Below are 14,904 nucleotides of genomic sequence, written 5' to 3' on the forward strand. Positions count from 1 at the left end.
TCCGCAGCTTTTCTTTTAATACGCATGCTCAACTGCAACTCGCAGGACGGAAACAAGATAGATAACCGAAAATGCCATTACGGTGCGTAGCACCTAATAAAAAAGGAGAAATCAATCTTTCATGCTAGCATGAAGAAGTTGATTTCTCCTTTTTATTAACGCTCGCTTTGCGAGCAATGGCATTTTCTTGAATATACGGCTACAACCGTCCTGCTTCAGACAACGTTTCGCATGCGCGGGAAAAGCTGCTATGGAAACATTAGAAAATCGCATTTGCCATCTCAGACTCGCCTTGGAAAATTGGCTGGGGCGGCAGCGGCTGCTGTGGGTGCGAGTTTTGACCCGTAGAATTCTTAGCCGCTTTACGAAGACCATGAATATCCGAAACTGGAGGCGACGAAAAAATCTTTATGAACGAGCTGAAGTTCTGTTATGTGGGCGGGCGCAACGATATGAATGGCAGCCATATTTTCCATTTCCTTCTAGGCGTGCTATAATAAGATGTTATATCATGCAAAGATGGGTTACTAGGGCATGAACCAGGTGATCCATTTCGACAGCACATTATTACAGCGAGGGATACATATGAATTATGGAAAAAGAGGTATCGTTGAACAGGCAAGAGCCCTGAACTCCGGTACTAATAAGTGGGGCAAAAAGATAAGTCTTTTTGGCTTCTATATTATATTAGCGATGATCATCGGAGGAGTGATCATCGGAGCCAGCGCCGGAATCGGTGTTTTCAATGGAATCCGTGATACAGCTCCAGATATTGGTAACATCAGCGTTACACCAAAAGGATTTTCAACCTTTGTATATGATACAGACGGCAATCAGATAGCCAAGCTGGTTTCAACTGATTCCAACCGTATTCCTGTAACCTGGGATATGATCCCTGATCATCTTGCCAAGGCCTTCGTAGCTATCGAGGACGAGAGATTCTACGAGCACAACGGAATTGATATTCAGGGTATCATCAGAGCTGGTGTTGTAGGTATTACATCCGGTAATTTCTCACAGGGTGCCAGTACCATTACACAGCAGCTTCTTAAGAACAACGTATTCTCAGGATGGACAGACGAGAGTAAGATTCAGCAGGTTAAACGTAAGATTCAGGAGCAGTACCTTGCAGTTCAGCTCGAAAAGAGCATGAGTAAAGAGGACATCCTCCTCAACTACCTCAACACCATCAACCTCGGTCAGAGTACGCTTGGTGTACAGGCAGCTTCTCTTCGTTACTTTAACAAGTCCTGTAGTGAGCTCAACATTTCAGAGGCAGCTGTTATTGCTGCTATTACTCAGAACCCAAGCCGTTTCAATCCTATTACTCATCCAGACAAAAACGCTGAGAGACGTATGAAGGTTCTCAAGAACATGCTTAAGCACGAGTTCATCACTCAGATTGAGTATGATGCAGCCATGACTGATGATGTTTATTCCAGAATCCAGAACGTCAACCAGGAAACAGGCGGTGATACAACCATCAACTCCTACTTTGTTGACGCCCTTACCAATGATATTCTTGATGACCTCATCGAGGCTGGCTACAACGAGACTCAGGCTTACACACTTCTTTATAGTGGTGGTCTTAAGATTTATTCAACACAGGATCCTGATATTCAGGCAATCTGTGATGATGTTTTCCAGAACGAGGAGAACTATCCATCTGGAACAAAGTGGCTCCTTACTTATGAGCTTTCAGTTCAGTCAGCAGATGGAACTGTAACAAATCACAGTAGTGAGATGTTCCAGGCATACTACAAACAGAGTATTACAGGCTTCAACATGCTCTATTCCTCACAGGAAGCCGCAGAAGAAGCTATTGAGAATTATAAGGCAGCTGTTATGAAAGAGGGCGATACTGTCCTTGGTGAGAAATATAACCTTGTTCCACAGCCTCAGGTATCAATTACCGTCGAGGAGCAGAGTACAGGTTATGTTGTTGCCATGGTCGGTGGCCGTGGTCAGAAGACAGCCAGCAGAACCCTTAACAGAGCAACAGACTCTTATCGTCAGCCTGGTTCAACCTTCAAGGTTCTTTCAACCTACGCTCCTGGCATCGACAGCGCAGGCCTTACACTTGCTACAGTATTTAATGATGCTCCATTTGCTTACGACAACGGAACACTTGTTAAGAACTGGTGGGGATCTGAATACAGAGGACTCAACACCGTTAGAACTGCTATCAAGGATTCCATGAACGTAATCGCTGTTGAGGCATTTACACTCATTACACCTCAGCTCGGCTATGATTACCTCAAGAACTTTGGATTTACGACTATCACTGACGGAACAACAATCAATGGCAAGGTATATTCTGACATTCAGCAGTCAACCGCTCTAGGTGGTCTGACCTATGGTGTCAAGAACATTGAGCTTAACGCAGCTTATGCATCAATTGCTAACGGCGGTGTATATGTAGAGCCTAAGCTCTATACCAAGGTTGTTGATCATGATGGAAATGTTATTTTGGACAACACAGAAGCCAAGTCCAAGAGAGTATTAAAAGAAACTACTGCATTCCTTCTCACAAGCGCAATGCAGGATGTTGTAACAGCTGGTACTGCTACTTCCGTTAACTTCGGAACAACAGCAATCGCTGGTAAAACAGGTACTACAACAGATTATAAGGATGTATGGTTTGCCGGATACACCAACTACTATACAGCTACAACATGGACAGGTTATGACAATAATGTCAGCATGAAGGACTCAGCAGAAAAGAACCTCTCCAAGACCATGTGGAAAAAGGTTATGGCAAGAATTCACGAGAATCTTCCTGCTTCTAACTTCTCAATGCCTTCAGGAATAGTTGTTGCTACTGTCTGCTCAAGATCAGGCAAACAGCCTATTGAAGGTTTGTGTAACGGAACTCTTATGCAAGAGTATTTTGAAGAGGGAACTGTTCCTTCTGAAAGTTGTGATGTTCACTATTCAGGCACAATGTGCGCTATCGATGGATGCCCTGCAACAGAACTTTGTCCATTTAAAGCTGCCGGCGTATTTGAACTCACTCCAGAGGTTCCAGCTGCTCTTCAGTCAGGCTTTGTCAACTACACACCTACTAACTCAGCATACACAACAGTTACTGACGAAGAAGGTAACCAGACACGAGTTCTGAATACTTGTCACCATACAGTTGAGTTCATGACTCAGCCTGGAATAGAGGGAATCATCGCTGCTGAACAGGCCGCTGCTGTTGCCGCAGCACAGGCTGCTCAGGCCGCTGCAGAAGCTGCTGCCGCTGAAGCCGCTGCCGCAGCAGGTGGAGATGCAGCTGCACAAGCTGCTCCAGCTCAGTCAACAGAATCAGTAGTAAACGAAGTTCCTGCCGATGTTTCTGCCGGCAACTAAGGAATCATAGATAAAAGCAATAATATAGGGCTTAGAGAAATGGAAATATCCCAGTCTCTAAGCCCTTTTTAATTCTATGATCAGCTACACTCTCTATATAATATGCTTCTGTCTTAAACTCCAAAACAATCAAATTCCGGAATAAAACTTTCCTTGGCTGTCTCTCCAACCTGCATAAAGCCATTTACGACTCCAATTTGGGCCGCATAATCTATCAGGCTGACATAGTCCCTATCAGATACTCTCCGGTCAATTTCGGGGTATTCTGACAGTTCTCCGTTGGGGGTGTACTGATTCATCAAACTGATAAAAATTCCATCCCCATATCTCTCATAGAGATAACGAACAATCATCTTGGCCTGAATCAGCATTCCAGGCATCAAAAGATGCCTTACAACTACGCCCTTCTTCATAATATCAAGCCCATCAGCCGTATCCTTCTTAGTCCCTTTATCCGTAGATAATTCCAAACATTTCTCTGGCTCGAACTCGCACACAGGGCACTGCCTTACCATCTCATCTATAGCTCTTTTGGCAGCATCCACATATCCATGTGCCTTACTGAATCTAACCGCATCCTCTTCCCTGATATATTTGAAATCAGGAAGATAAATGTCAATGAGCCCATCCAGACTCTTTACTGTCTCCAGCTCCAGATACGATGATGTATTAAAAAGAAATGGGATCTTAATTCCCCTGTTTCTGGCCTTTTCTATGGCAACTCTGATAGTAGGGACGAACATATCTCCCGTCACCAGATTTATGTTATTAGCTCCCTTATCCTCCAGTTCAAAAAAGATATCCACAAGCCTGTCTACAGTAATATACTTGCCCACCTGGCCTCTACTGATGGCCCTGTTCTGGCAAAAGACACAGCCCATGTTGCAACCAGAAAAAAAGACTGTCCCAGAACCATTAGTTCCAGAAATACATGGTTCTTCCCATTGATGAAGCGCAGCCCTGCTCACATGCAGATCACTCTTTTCCCTACAAAAGCCCATGGTGGTAGTCCGGTCAACTCCGCATTTCCTGGGGCACAGCTGGCAATTCCTATATTCCAGTAAATAATCTTCACCTTGCTTCACAATAAAACTTTACTCCAAATCTCTGATATCATTCACTGTCTGCATTAACAGTTCCTTTAATGTTATGCCTTCTCACATAGTACAGATAATAGATCAGGAAAAGAACTGTCGTAGTTCCCCAGGTAATTGGATAGCTCATTTCCACCGTCTCTATAGTCCTGTGAAGTGGGAACACTGTCAAAATCCACGTCACTCTCAAAAGGCAAATACCACTTAATGTGATAAGCATAGGAAGAAGCGCTGAGCCCATTCCTCTGAGCACTCCAGAGAACACTTCTACTCCGATATAAAGACAGTAGAAAGGCGCCAGGAATTTGATCATCTGGATTCCAATCTGAATAACATTACTGTCATTTACAAAGATGTATAAGAATCCCTCTCCCCAGAAGTAGAGCACAGTGCTGAGAGGAATAGTTATTGAAGCCGCTATTATAAACGCCTGCCTTGCACTGCTGCGAACGCGGTCATATTTTCCGGCGCCATAATTCTGGCCAGCAAAGGTAGTTACTGCTGTTCCCAGCGATCCTATAGTCATCCAGAAAAGAACGTCTATCTTACCGTAAGCAGCCCAGGCGGCCGTAGCATCTTTACCGAACTCGTTTATCGAAGCCTGGATCAGGATGTTGGACAGGGTATACATTGTAGTCTGTACGCCTGCAGGAAAGCCTATTCTGATAATCCTGGAGAGCATTCCAGTATCCATTCTGATTTCTCTAAGGATCAGTTTATAGGAATCATCACTTCGCATCAGAATAATCACAACTATAACCGCACTTATAACCTGGCAGATAACAGTAGCTATAGCAACGCCCATAACGCCCTGGTTGATGCCCATTTTGCCTAGTCCCATCCAGATTACAAAAAAGATATCCAAAAAGATATTTACAAAGCAACTGACTATAAGAACATAGAGCGGTCTCTTGGAGTCGCCTATAGCTCTTAATATACCTGCTCCCATGTTGTAGACCAGATTGGCTATCATCCCTATGAAATATATCCTCAAATAGATCGTAGAGGCCTCTATTACCTCGGTAGGTGTCTTCATGGCATGGATGATCCAGCTCGACATCCAAATGCCAATAATGGTTATCAGAGCGCCACCAGCGATGGACATGGCTATAGCAGTGTGAACAGCCTTATTGACCTCATCTTTCCTTCCAGCGCCATAGAACTGCGCTATAACAACGGTAGCACCTGATGAAAGCCCCATAAAAAAGCCCACAAAAAGATTGACTACCATCGCTGCAGATCCACCAACAGCTGCAAGAGCATCACTGCCCACAGCTTTACCTACGATAATAGCATCTACTGTATTATAGAACTGCTGAAAAAAAGCACCCAAAAGAAGCGCCCAGAAATATCCCAGCATATTCTTCCATATAGATCCTTCTATTATCTTATTGTTTTGCATTTGAACTTCATTTCCCATTCTTTAATTAGTTTTCTCTTCTCTCTATGTACCTTATCATTTACTATTAGTTTTGCGATTCTCATAGCTTGGTGGATAGCCCCATATTTTTTTATATACATGAGACAAATGATCACTTCCGGCAAACCCAACTCTTGCCGCAATCTCTTCATTAGAATAATATCCTGTCTGTAGTAGTTTTTGGGCTTCTTCACACCTGACCTGAACAAGATAACGATATATGGTACTTCCCGTTTCCTTTTTGAAGAGCCTGTTCAAATGATCATAATTATATCCAAACTTATCCCCTAACCCCTCCGAATCAAAATCATCCATGTAATGCCTTTTAATATACCTTTCAAGCTCCTTTGCTGTAAGAAGGTAACCCTTAGAATTATATTTTTGGCCATGCTCCTGATTCCTGGCATCCTCTGAAATTTCCAGCATTATCATATGCAAAAGAGCTGATGCCTTCTGCCTTTTTAGAAAACCTCCTTCAACGCTGATATCATGAACTCTATCACAAAGCTCTCGGCAGATCTTTATAGTTTCATCATTTGAAATCCTATGTATCTTGGGAAAAAGCACTTCTCCCTGATTTAACAGGTAATTTTTGTCCACTTCCATATACCTGTTGCCTGCATACCCAGGAAGAAAGTGAAAATAGCAAAAAGTATACGATGACGTCCTGATGCCCACATGAGTTCTGGTAGGATCGAGTAAAATACAGTCATTTTCCTCTAAATGATACTCTATTCCCTCCTCATCCAAAAAAAGCTCCCCTGAAGTAATCACGTAGAGAATATATTCATGATACTTTCTTTTGAAATGAACATAGGGAGGACGCTGACCACAGCTATCAAGCGCCGATACCTGAGGCAAGGCGTTAGTGTTTAGTACATAATAAATCTCTCCCATTCCATGTCCCTCATTTTTATCACTATCAATCATTTTCTCTCACGTAAAATAAGATGTTTTCCAAAATATAAATCGCTTATAGACATAATTATATCACTATGCATCATCTTAAATATTCAAAATTTTATACGATATATGTGTTAAAAAACTTGAATACGTCAACCAAGGAGCATAAAAAAATGAGAGATATGACTAAGGGTAATATTACTCAAAATATCATTTTTTTCGCAATACCATTATTTATAGCCAGTATTTTTCAGCAGTTATATTCAATAGTGGATACAATAATTGTCTCAAGAACTCTCGGTTCAGACGCTCTGGCCGGAGTTGGCGCAACAGGTCAACCTACTTTTTTATTACTCTGCATAGCCCTTGGAATGGGAAATGGCGGAGGGCTTATTATTTCGCAATGCTTTGGCAGCAAAAACTTCGAGAAATTAAAGCGCGTCATAATCTCTATGGCTTACAGCATGCTTGCACTTGCGCTTACGATGTCAGCATTAGGCTTAGTTTTTTTAGAAAAAATGCTTCTTTTCTTAAATGTACCAAATGATATACTACCATATTCTATATCCTATATCAGAATCATTTTTGTTTTTTCAACTGGCACCGTATTGTTTAATTATGCATCATCTATCTTACGTAGCACAGGAGATTCCAAGACTCCTTTATATGCCCTGATTGCTGCATCTTTTATAAATACTGGGCTTGATCTTTTCTTTATTATTGTGCTCCATTTAGGGGTCTCCGGTGCCGCCTTTGCTACAGTTATCTCGCAGTACGTTTCAGGATTAATATGTCTTTTTGTATTATATAAAAACAGAAAGCTTCTTGGGTTTACCCAAAAAGCAAAGCTCCTTCCAGAATTAGAAATCTGCATACTTATAGCAAAGACTTCACTCCCTTCTGTATTACAGTCGTGCATGATAACCCTCGGAGGAATCAGCGTCCAAAGACTCATCAACTCCTTTGGCGCAGATACCATGGCAGGATATGTTGCTGCATCTAAGGTCGATTCCCTTGCTATACAGGTAATTCTTTCTGTTGGAAATGCCCTATGCGTATTTACCGGACAGAACATGGGAAAACCAGATTATGAACGGATAAAGAAAGCATTGCTTAGGTCGATGTTCATCATGGTGACAAGTGCAGCCATTATTGCTATCTGCGCATATTATTACAGATTCTCAATAATAAACATATTCATCGATACAAACGCAAATAAAAACGCAGCCAAGACAGGTGCAGAGTATCTTTCAATTGTCTGCATAGCCTATCTTATCTGCGCTATAATGCAAAGCTATCAAAATGTAATACGCGGAGCCGGCGATGTTAATACTTGTATGATTGCAGGTATTGCTGAGCTTAGTGGGAAAATTCTCTTTGCCTACATAACCGTTCCATTCCTTGGTCCCACAGGCATATGGATATCAACTCCATTTTCCTGGGCCTGTGGCTGCCTTGTTCCCACAATCAGATACTACTCCGGCAAGTGGAAACATAGTCTTTTAACTTAATACTAGTTTTTCATTCCTGTTAAAACAATTCCTTCTACAAAGCTCTTTTGCCCGAATATATATATAACTATACCCGGCAAAATTGTCATAAAGGTAGCAGCCATTGCCATTGGCCAGTTGGTTCCAAAAGATCCGGTAAAATTCGTAAGAGCGATTGCAAAAGTAAACTTACTCATGCTGTTAATGTATATAATCTGTTGAAGCATATCATTCCAGATCTGAATAAAAAGCATCATTCCAACCACTACAACCGCTGGTTTTATGGCCGGAACAAGTATGGTCCATAAAATGCGCATACGGCTTGCTCCATCAATTGAAGCCGCTTCATCAAGATCTCTTGGAATAGTCATAAGAAACTGTCTTATCAAAAAGATATTAAAGAAACCGCCACCAGTTAAATATGGTAAAATTAGTGGCCAATAGGTGTCCCCAAGGCCAAATATCTTAGTCCACATTATATAAAGCGGAATAAGCGTTACCATTCCTGGCAAAAGAATTGTGCTTACACATATTTTGAATATTAAATTTTTCCCCCTGAATCTGAGTCTTGCAAAGGCATATCCGCAAAAAATAGCTGTTACCACGCCAAATGTAACTGCAGGAATAATTATGAGAAATGTATTATAAAAGTACGTCCAGTATTTAAACGTTTCCAAAGTTTTTTCGTAATTAGACCACAGCCATTCAGAAGGAATAAATGCCGGTGGATATGCATTAACCTGTGCTACACTCATAAGCGATGATCTAAAGATCCACCAGATTGGAAGCAGCGTGAGAAATGCAAAAAACATAGCAATTATCGTAACTATTGCTTTTTGAAATAGTTGTCTTTTTTCTTTTCCAGTCATAATCATCTCTCCAGGAAACCTTAGTTTTCATCGCTAAAAATACTATCTTTTTGTGTAATAAATAAAATCGCTGTAAAAATTCCCACTAGCACAAAGAATATTACTGAATATGCAGCGGCATAGCCAAGCTTGGTTTTTTCAAATCCATACATATAAATTACATAAGACAAAAACATAGACTTCTTGGCAGGGCCACCATTTGTAAGAGCTAGCGCCGGATTTACAACCTGCAAGTGCGTTATCAGCGCAGTCAGAACATTATAAAATATAATAGGTTTGATACATGGAATCGTAATATTCCAAAATCTCTGCCATGAGTTTGCTCCATCAATCTGCGCAGCCTCCATATAAACTGTCGGCACATTTTGAAGCCCCGCAAGAAAAATAACTATCAGGTTTCCGCTTGCCCAAACTGCTATCAGAACAAGTGACGGGATTACCTGGCTAGGACTATCGAGAAATCTCTGAGGCGGGATTCCTAGCATTCTAAAGATAAAATTAAAGAGTCCATAATTCTGCTCATATAGTCACTGCCATCCCTTGAAAACACCTATAGCTGGGAGCAGATATGGTATAAAGAAAATAGAACGGAAAATGGTTCTTCCAAATATTTTCGAGTTAAGTAAAAGGGCAATTATAAGAGAATAAACGACTGCGCTTATAACGGCATAAAATGCATATTGCAGCGTTGCTTTTACCGCGCTGACAAAATACACATCCTTGGTAAATATACGCGCATAATTATCTATTCCTACAAATTCAGGAGTTGATAGACCATTGTAATTAAAAAGACTCAGAGCAAAAACCGCTATAGTAGGAAGATAGCTTATAAATGTAATTCCCATAAACGCAGGAATAAGGCAAAGATATGCGCATCTTTCTTCACTTTTGTTGTAAGCAGATCTGGTATTCTTTCTCTTTACCTTTTCGCTGTTCTTAGCCATCTTTCTCTTTTCCCCAATCTCATATAAGCTTGCAGCGTCCATCGTGATCCCCCCTTGGATAATCCTGCGGGGATTCCCCCCGCAGGACTCCATAATTAGTTATTGCTTGAGAATATATCATTCAACTCTTCATAATACTCATCAATAGCTTCCTGCATTGTCTGATCCCCTGACCAAACAGCTGAAAAAGCAGAATCAAGTGTCGCATTGAATTCATCTGTTGCATTTACATAATACCATGCTGTTGACTGTGAATTATTCTTGGCATATTCAACTACAGCATTCTTGTACATTTCATACTCAGGATAGTTAGGATTCTTGATCCATTTATCAGTATACTCAGCATCTGTATACCACTTATCCAGAATAGGCATCCATGTTCCAGCCTCTATAAGTGACCAGCTGTTTTCTTCCTGATAATACCACTTAAGCCATGTCATAGCTTCTTCAGGATGCTCGGTTGTTGCAAACACAACATTTGGGCCTCCTGTGCAGATTGTTACTTTCTCTTTCATGTATGGAAGAACTCCTACACCATATCTAAAGTCAGCAGATGGGCCAAGGAAGGTACCAACATTCCAGGTACCATCTGTTGCCATAACAACCTTCTTGGATCCAAGTGATGATTCAAGTGCATTTGCTGCGCTTGTTACTGGAGGTGCACAGTGATAAACCTCTGACAGGTCAGCTATTTTCTGAAGTGCTTCAACTGTAGCTGCATCATTGATCGTACATGCAGAACCATCGGCACTAAAGTATCCACCGCCATTACTCTTTGCCCACACTTCAAGCTGCCATGGGAGAGTGTTAACAGTACATCCATAAATATCAACATTTGATGGATCAAAATCGGGACTAAGCGCATTATTTCCGTTGATATCAACTGTAAGTGTCTGTGCGACCTTTACAAATGTATCCCAATCCCATGCATCATCAGCACTTGCAGGAGGTGTAAATTCAGAAATATCAAGTCCCTGAGCTGTACATACCTCTTCAAGAAGATCTATATTGTACCAAAGGTTCAGTACTTCATTGGCTGCAGAATATGCTACAGGTGTTCCCTGATACTTAAATGTAATAGAATCAAGTGGCTTAGAATCGCCTTCCCCGTACATCGAACTGATATCTGCAAGAAGACCATTCTCTGCAAATTTAAGAACTCCTGCTTCACTCATGATAGCTGTATCAGGAAGCTCTCCTGCAGTTGCCATAGCATTAAGCTTGGTAACATAGATATCATGATCAATTTTGATAACTTCAACTTCAATCTCATCCTGTGACTGGTTAAACTTATCTGCTACTGCCTGTGTAGCTGCTGTTTCTGTCTCATTTCCCCACTGTGCGTAGGTAATATGAACTTTCTCTGATTTTGCCTCCTCAGTTGACGAAGCAGTTGGTGTAGAAGCGGACTCAATAGTAGATGTAGTACTCTGTCCTTCTTCCATCACACTAGTTTCGCTAGTCGCGCCGCATCCTGACAATAGTATAACTGTCGTAGTAACCATTGTTAACGCTGCGCTGAACAATCTTTTCTTTTGCATCCCCTTAAATCCTCCTTTTTATGCTTACATTTTTAGTTACACTAAAACATTTTGCCAAACCTTCATTTCGCCTATGCCCCTGTTGTTCCAAAATGCATATGGGACCGCTTTTATCTTTACCGGTTTCTTCTCAAAAAGAGCCTCTCCATATAGCACATCATCTTTTACCTTTGGTGTGTCGACTCTTGCTCCTTCATAGCAGAAAATCGGCACTTCTCCCGGAAAACGATCAAGCGGCTTCATTTCTTCAAATACAGTATCAGCATTTACATATAATTCAGTCAGATTTTTCCCATTGTCTATTTCCTCAAGGCAGTAGACCATCGGACCATTTACCATTGCAACCTTCCCTACATCAGCCCGTACTCTCGAATTTGCCGCTAACAGCTTGGGATGGTTATTCAAGTAAAGAGTAATTTCATGCATCCCACTTGGGATATCTAATACCGCATAATTATTAAGCTCTTCCAAGGATACTTTTTTTCCATCAAGCTTAAGCTCTGGATTATTAGCATAACCTGGAATTCTTATCTTAAGCTTTATTCCCTCCTTTCCTTCACTCCTAATGTATACCTCTCCTTTTTGTAAAAGAGCTGACGAAAGCTCCAATTTCATATCTGACCCATTTATCGCTAGCTCTATGTTTGACGATATAAATTGATTTATTATAATCTCTTCATCATCCATCGCATATATGTACTGTCCCAATGAGGCCAATGTTCTTGCCAGGTTCGGAGGACAGCAGGCTACGCTAAACCATTTTTGTCTCTCTGGCTTTACATGATTCATGTATGTATCTTTGGTACAAAACTCAGGAATCATTTCCAGCGGATTTACATAAAAGTATCTATCCCCATCCAGATTCATAGCTGCAAGTATTGTGTTATACAGCGCCCTCTCCACAGTGTCATAATATAAAGCATTGCCCTTAAGAGCTGCCATTCTTTGACCAAACATCATCACCCCAACGGATGCACAAGTTTCACAATAATTTGTAGCATTTGGCAGGTCATAATCAGTCGTAAAACACTCCAAAAATCCACTGCTTCCAATTCCGCCTGTTATATACATTCTACGATTAACCATGCTATTCCAAAGTGCATCACAGGCTTTTTCCATTTCCATATCTTCTTCAATCATCGCCAGATCTGCCATGGCACTATACAGGTAAGTTGCTCTAACTGCGTGTCCCTCAGCATCGGACTGCTCGACCGGAGGCTTATCCGCCTGAGCATAAATCATCGAGTAATTACTAAACTCAGGAAAAAACTGCGGTTTTTTTCTGGAAGCAATTTCTCCTTGCAGATAATTGGGCTCCTGCCCTCTTTGTCTTACAAAATAATCTGCCTGCTTTTTATATTTATCATCACCTGTTAAATAATACAGTTTAACTAGGGCTAGTTCTATTTCCTCATGCCCAGGAACTCCGTGAATTTGACCATTTTCATTACCAAAAATTCTGCATATGAGATTCGCATTTTTAATTACCACATTAAGGAATCTGTCCTTTCCAGTTGCCTGATAATAAGCAACTGCCGCTTCTATCATATGTCCAGAGGTATATAATTCGTGTCCTTCAACAAGATTTGTCCATTTTCCTTCAGGATTGTTGATCTGAAAAAAGGTGTTAAGGTACCCATCATCATCCTGGGCTTTTTCAAGTATTTCTACCACCTCATCAATATTCTTTTCAAATTCTTTTCTAACGCCACTAGCAATACAATATGAAGCTGATTCAATCCATTTGTAGAGATCAGTGTCCTGAAATACAACCCCTATTCTTTCACCATTTTCTAGACCGGCAGCAATCTTAAAATTCCGCAAACATCCTGTAGGCTCCATATCCTCCACTTCATCGTTGAGGATTTTCCATTGATGTTCCAACATCACATCTCCAACTTTCTTGATGTAATGGCCAAACAAGGGGTCAGTAATTGTAATATGCTGAAGCTTAATTGGTCGAATATCTCTTCCCATGTAAATCCCCTTTACCTTTTTTCATGAACCACATTCATGGGTTAACGTTTTCCTTTCTCTTATAACATCCAAATATCCCCAATAATATACGAGCATCGTTTATTTTTCTTAAGGTAAACGTTTACCTTAAATAAATTCTATAGCTCGACTATTTTTCTGTAAATAGCTATTTTTAATAATAATTCAGCAATATTTTTGGTTGTTTTTTTAGAAGAAAACGTTTACCATCAATATGTAATTATTTATGTTGTCTCAAAGAAATGAGGAAATACCTTGGCAAATATGAAAGAAATCGCCACTAGAGCTAATGTTTCTGTGGCCACAGTTTCAAAAGTTCTAAACGGGACTGGCAACATCAGCGAAGAAACCGCCAAAAGGATTTTGGACATAGCATCAGATCTTAATTATCATCCAAATCTTTATGCCCGAACACTCAAAAAAGGGAATAGCAGAACAATTGGCATTTTGGCTGAAGACCTTACTGTTTTTAATACCCCTCCTGTAGTCGATGGCATAGGTGCTTTCTGCGAAGAGCATGATTATAGGTATATTTTTGAAAACCTTCGAATCAACCAGTTGAAAATCGATCCCGACGTAGATCAGGACACCTATAATAAAATCAAAAATAACGCCATCTCACACATGGAATCCATGCAGGTTGACGGTATTATATATGTAGGTTGTCATTCTCATCGTATTATTCCTAGCGTCTATGACAACGACCTGCCATTTGTATGTGCATACTGCATATCATCTTCGCTTGCTATACCATCCATTCTGTATGATGATGAACACTCAGCTTATGATGCAGTAACTCTACTGATCAAAAAAGGTCACAAAAAAATAGGCACTGTAACCGGTAAAACAGGCAGCGCTCACGCGAGATGGCGTCTTACCGGATACCAGGAAGCCCTCTACGATAATAATATTCCATATAATCCAAAGTTATGTATGAAAGGGGATTGGTCCAGAGACAGCGGCTATAACGCAGCCAAGGAGCTTTTAAAGCTTAACGTGACCGCCATATTCTCTCAAAACGACGAGATGGCAATGGGAATAATGGATGCCTGTTCTGAGGCAAATATCATAGTAGGAAAAGATCTATCTCTTATCGGCTTCGATAACAGAGAGCTTTCTACTGTATGCCGGCCACAGCTTTCTACAATAGAGCCACCACTCTATGACATCGGTTACACTGCTGCAGAAAGCTTAATCGCGCGTATTGAAAATAAACCCAATGTTCTACGCGGTGAAATCAGACTTCCATGTAGAATAATAGAAAGAGCATCTACTTAAGATCAAAAAAGGCTTT

General features: G+C 40.9%; 11 protein-coding genes. 3 read left to right on the plus strand and 8 right to left on the minus strand.

The annotated features are described in order from the left end of the window. Nucleotides 1–585 precede the first annotated feature (585 nt). Nucleotides 586–3,354 (plus strand): transglycosylase domain-containing protein, encoded by a 2,769-nt coding sequence (locus tag IJI01_RS03055; RefSeq protein ID WP_292185680.1) that lies wholly within the window; start codon nucleotides 586–588, stop codon nucleotides 3,352–3,354. Between the two features lie 113 nt (nucleotides 3,355–3,467). On the opposite strand, the gene IJI01_RS03060 is transcribed toward IJI01_RS03055, so the two are convergent. Genes IJI01_RS03060 through IJI01_RS03070 form a run of 3 tightly spaced genes read right to left on the minus strand, consistent with a single transcriptional unit; the run spans nucleotide 3,468 to nucleotide 6,798 of the window. Beyond that, nucleotides 3,468–4,439, minus strand: a complete 972-nt coding sequence (locus tag IJI01_RS03060; protein WP_292185683.1) for a radical SAM protein — start codon at nucleotides 4,437–4,439, stop codon at nucleotides 3,468–3,470. Between the two features lie 28 nt (nucleotides 4,440–4,467). Continuing rightward, complete coding sequence (locus IJI01_RS03065) at nucleotides 4,468–5,850, minus strand: MATE family efflux transporter (RefSeq protein ID WP_330623033.1); 1,383 nt, start codon at nucleotides 5,848–5,850, stop codon at nucleotides 4,468–4,470. A gap of 54 nt (nucleotides 5,851–5,904) precedes the next feature. Further along, complete coding sequence (locus IJI01_RS03070) at nucleotides 5,905–6,798, minus strand: helix-turn-helix domain-containing protein (protein WP_292185689.1); 894 nt, start codon at nucleotides 6,796–6,798, stop codon at nucleotides 5,905–5,907. Nucleotides 6,799–6,944: 146 nt separating this feature from the next. Here IJI01_RS03070 and IJI01_RS03075 point away from each other — a divergent pair, with 146 nt between their 5' ends. Continuing rightward, the gene (locus IJI01_RS03075) at nucleotides 6,945–8,282 is read left to right on the plus strand and encodes an MATE family efflux transporter (protein ID WP_292185692.1); all 1,338 of its coding nucleotides are present in this window, start codon (nucleotides 6,945–6,947) and stop codon (nucleotides 8,280–8,282) included. A gap of 2 nt (nucleotides 8,283–8,284) precedes the next feature. Here the strand turns inward: IJI01_RS03075 and IJI01_RS03080 are convergent, their stop codons facing one another. From IJI01_RS03080 to IJI01_RS03100, 5 genes are read right to left on the minus strand one after another with little or no spacing between them, the layout of a single operon-like run. Continuing rightward, nucleotides 8,285–9,130 (minus strand): carbohydrate ABC transporter permease, encoded by an 846-nt coding sequence (locus IJI01_RS03080; RefSeq protein ID WP_292185696.1) that lies wholly within the window; start codon nucleotides 9,128–9,130, stop codon nucleotides 8,285–8,287. A gap of 20 nt (nucleotides 9,131–9,150) precedes the next feature. Next, a complete protein-coding gene (locus tag IJI01_RS03085; RefSeq protein WP_292185700.1) occupies nucleotides 9,151–9,615 on the minus strand; it encodes a carbohydrate ABC transporter permease in 465 nt (154 codons plus the stop codon). Nucleotides 9,616–9,657: 42 nt separating this feature from the next. After that, nucleotides 9,658–10,116, minus strand: a complete 459-nt coding sequence (locus tag IJI01_RS03090; RefSeq protein ID WP_292185703.1) for a carbohydrate ABC transporter permease — start codon at nucleotides 10,114–10,116, stop codon at nucleotides 9,658–9,660. A 53-nt stretch (nucleotides 10,117–10,169) separates the two neighbouring features. Continuing rightward, a complete protein-coding gene (locus IJI01_RS03095) occupies nucleotides 10,170–11,615 on the minus strand; it encodes an ABC transporter substrate-binding protein (protein ID WP_292185706.1) in 1,446 nt (481 codons plus the stop codon). A 36-nt stretch (nucleotides 11,616–11,651) separates the two neighbouring features. Then, nucleotides 11,652–13,592 (minus strand): glycoside hydrolase family 127 protein, encoded by a 1,941-nt coding sequence (locus IJI01_RS03100; protein WP_292185709.1) that lies wholly within the window; start codon nucleotides 13,590–13,592, stop codon nucleotides 11,652–11,654. A gap of 282 nt (nucleotides 13,593–13,874) precedes the next feature. On the opposite strand from IJI01_RS03100, the gene IJI01_RS03105 reads away from it, so the two are divergent. Beyond that, entirely contained in the window at nucleotides 13,875–14,888 is a 1,014-nt protein-coding gene (locus IJI01_RS03105) for a LacI family DNA-binding transcriptional regulator (protein WP_292185793.1), read from the plus strand. Nucleotides 14,889–14,904 lie beyond the last annotated feature (16 nt).

It is taken from the genome of Butyrivibrio sp., assembly GCF_017433805.1.
Lineage (GTDB): Bacteria > Bacillota > Clostridia > Lachnospirales > Lachnospiraceae > Butyrivibrio.

What these genes read in the sequence shown, in the direction of transcription:
- IJI01_RS03055 (WP_292185680.1), top strand. Translation starts at nt 586, where the DNA reads ATGAATTATGGAAAAAGAGGTATCGTTGAACAGGCAAGAGCCCTGAAC.
- IJI01_RS03100 (WP_292185709.1), bottom strand. Translation starts at nt 13,592, where the DNA reads ATGGGAAGAGATATTCGACCAATTAAGCTTCAGCATATTACAATTACT.
- IJI01_RS03095 (WP_292185706.1), bottom strand. Translation starts at nt 11,615, where the DNA reads ATGCAAAAGAAAAGATTGTTCAGCGCAGCGTTAACAATGGTTACTACG.
- IJI01_RS03080 (WP_292185696.1), bottom strand. Translation starts at nt 9,130, where the DNA reads ATGACTGGAAAAGAAAAAAGACAACTATTTCAAAAAGCAATAGTTACG.
- IJI01_RS03075 (WP_292185692.1), top strand. Translation starts at nt 6,945, where the DNA reads ATGAGAGATATGACTAAGGGTAATATTACTCAAAATATCATTTTTTTC.
- IJI01_RS03085 (WP_292185700.1), bottom strand. Translation starts at nt 9,615, where the DNA reads ATGCTAGGAATCCCGCCTCAGAGATTTCTCGATAGTCCTAGCCAGGTA.
- IJI01_RS03065 (WP_330623033.1), bottom strand. Translation starts at nt 5,850, where the DNA reads ATGCAAAACAATAAGATAATAGAAGGATCTATATGGAAGAATATGCTG.
- IJI01_RS03105 (WP_292185793.1), top strand. Translation starts at nt 13,875, where the DNA reads ATGAAAGAAATCGCCACTAGAGCTAATGTTTCTGTGGCCACAGTTTCA.
- IJI01_RS03070 (WP_292185689.1), bottom strand. Translation starts at nt 6,798, where the DNA reads ATGATTGATAGTGATAAAAATGAGGGACATGGAATGGGAGAGATTTAT.
- IJI01_RS03090 (WP_292185703.1), bottom strand. Translation starts at nt 10,116, where the DNA reads ATGGACGCTGCAAGCTTATATGAGATTGGGGAAAAGAGAAAGATGGCT.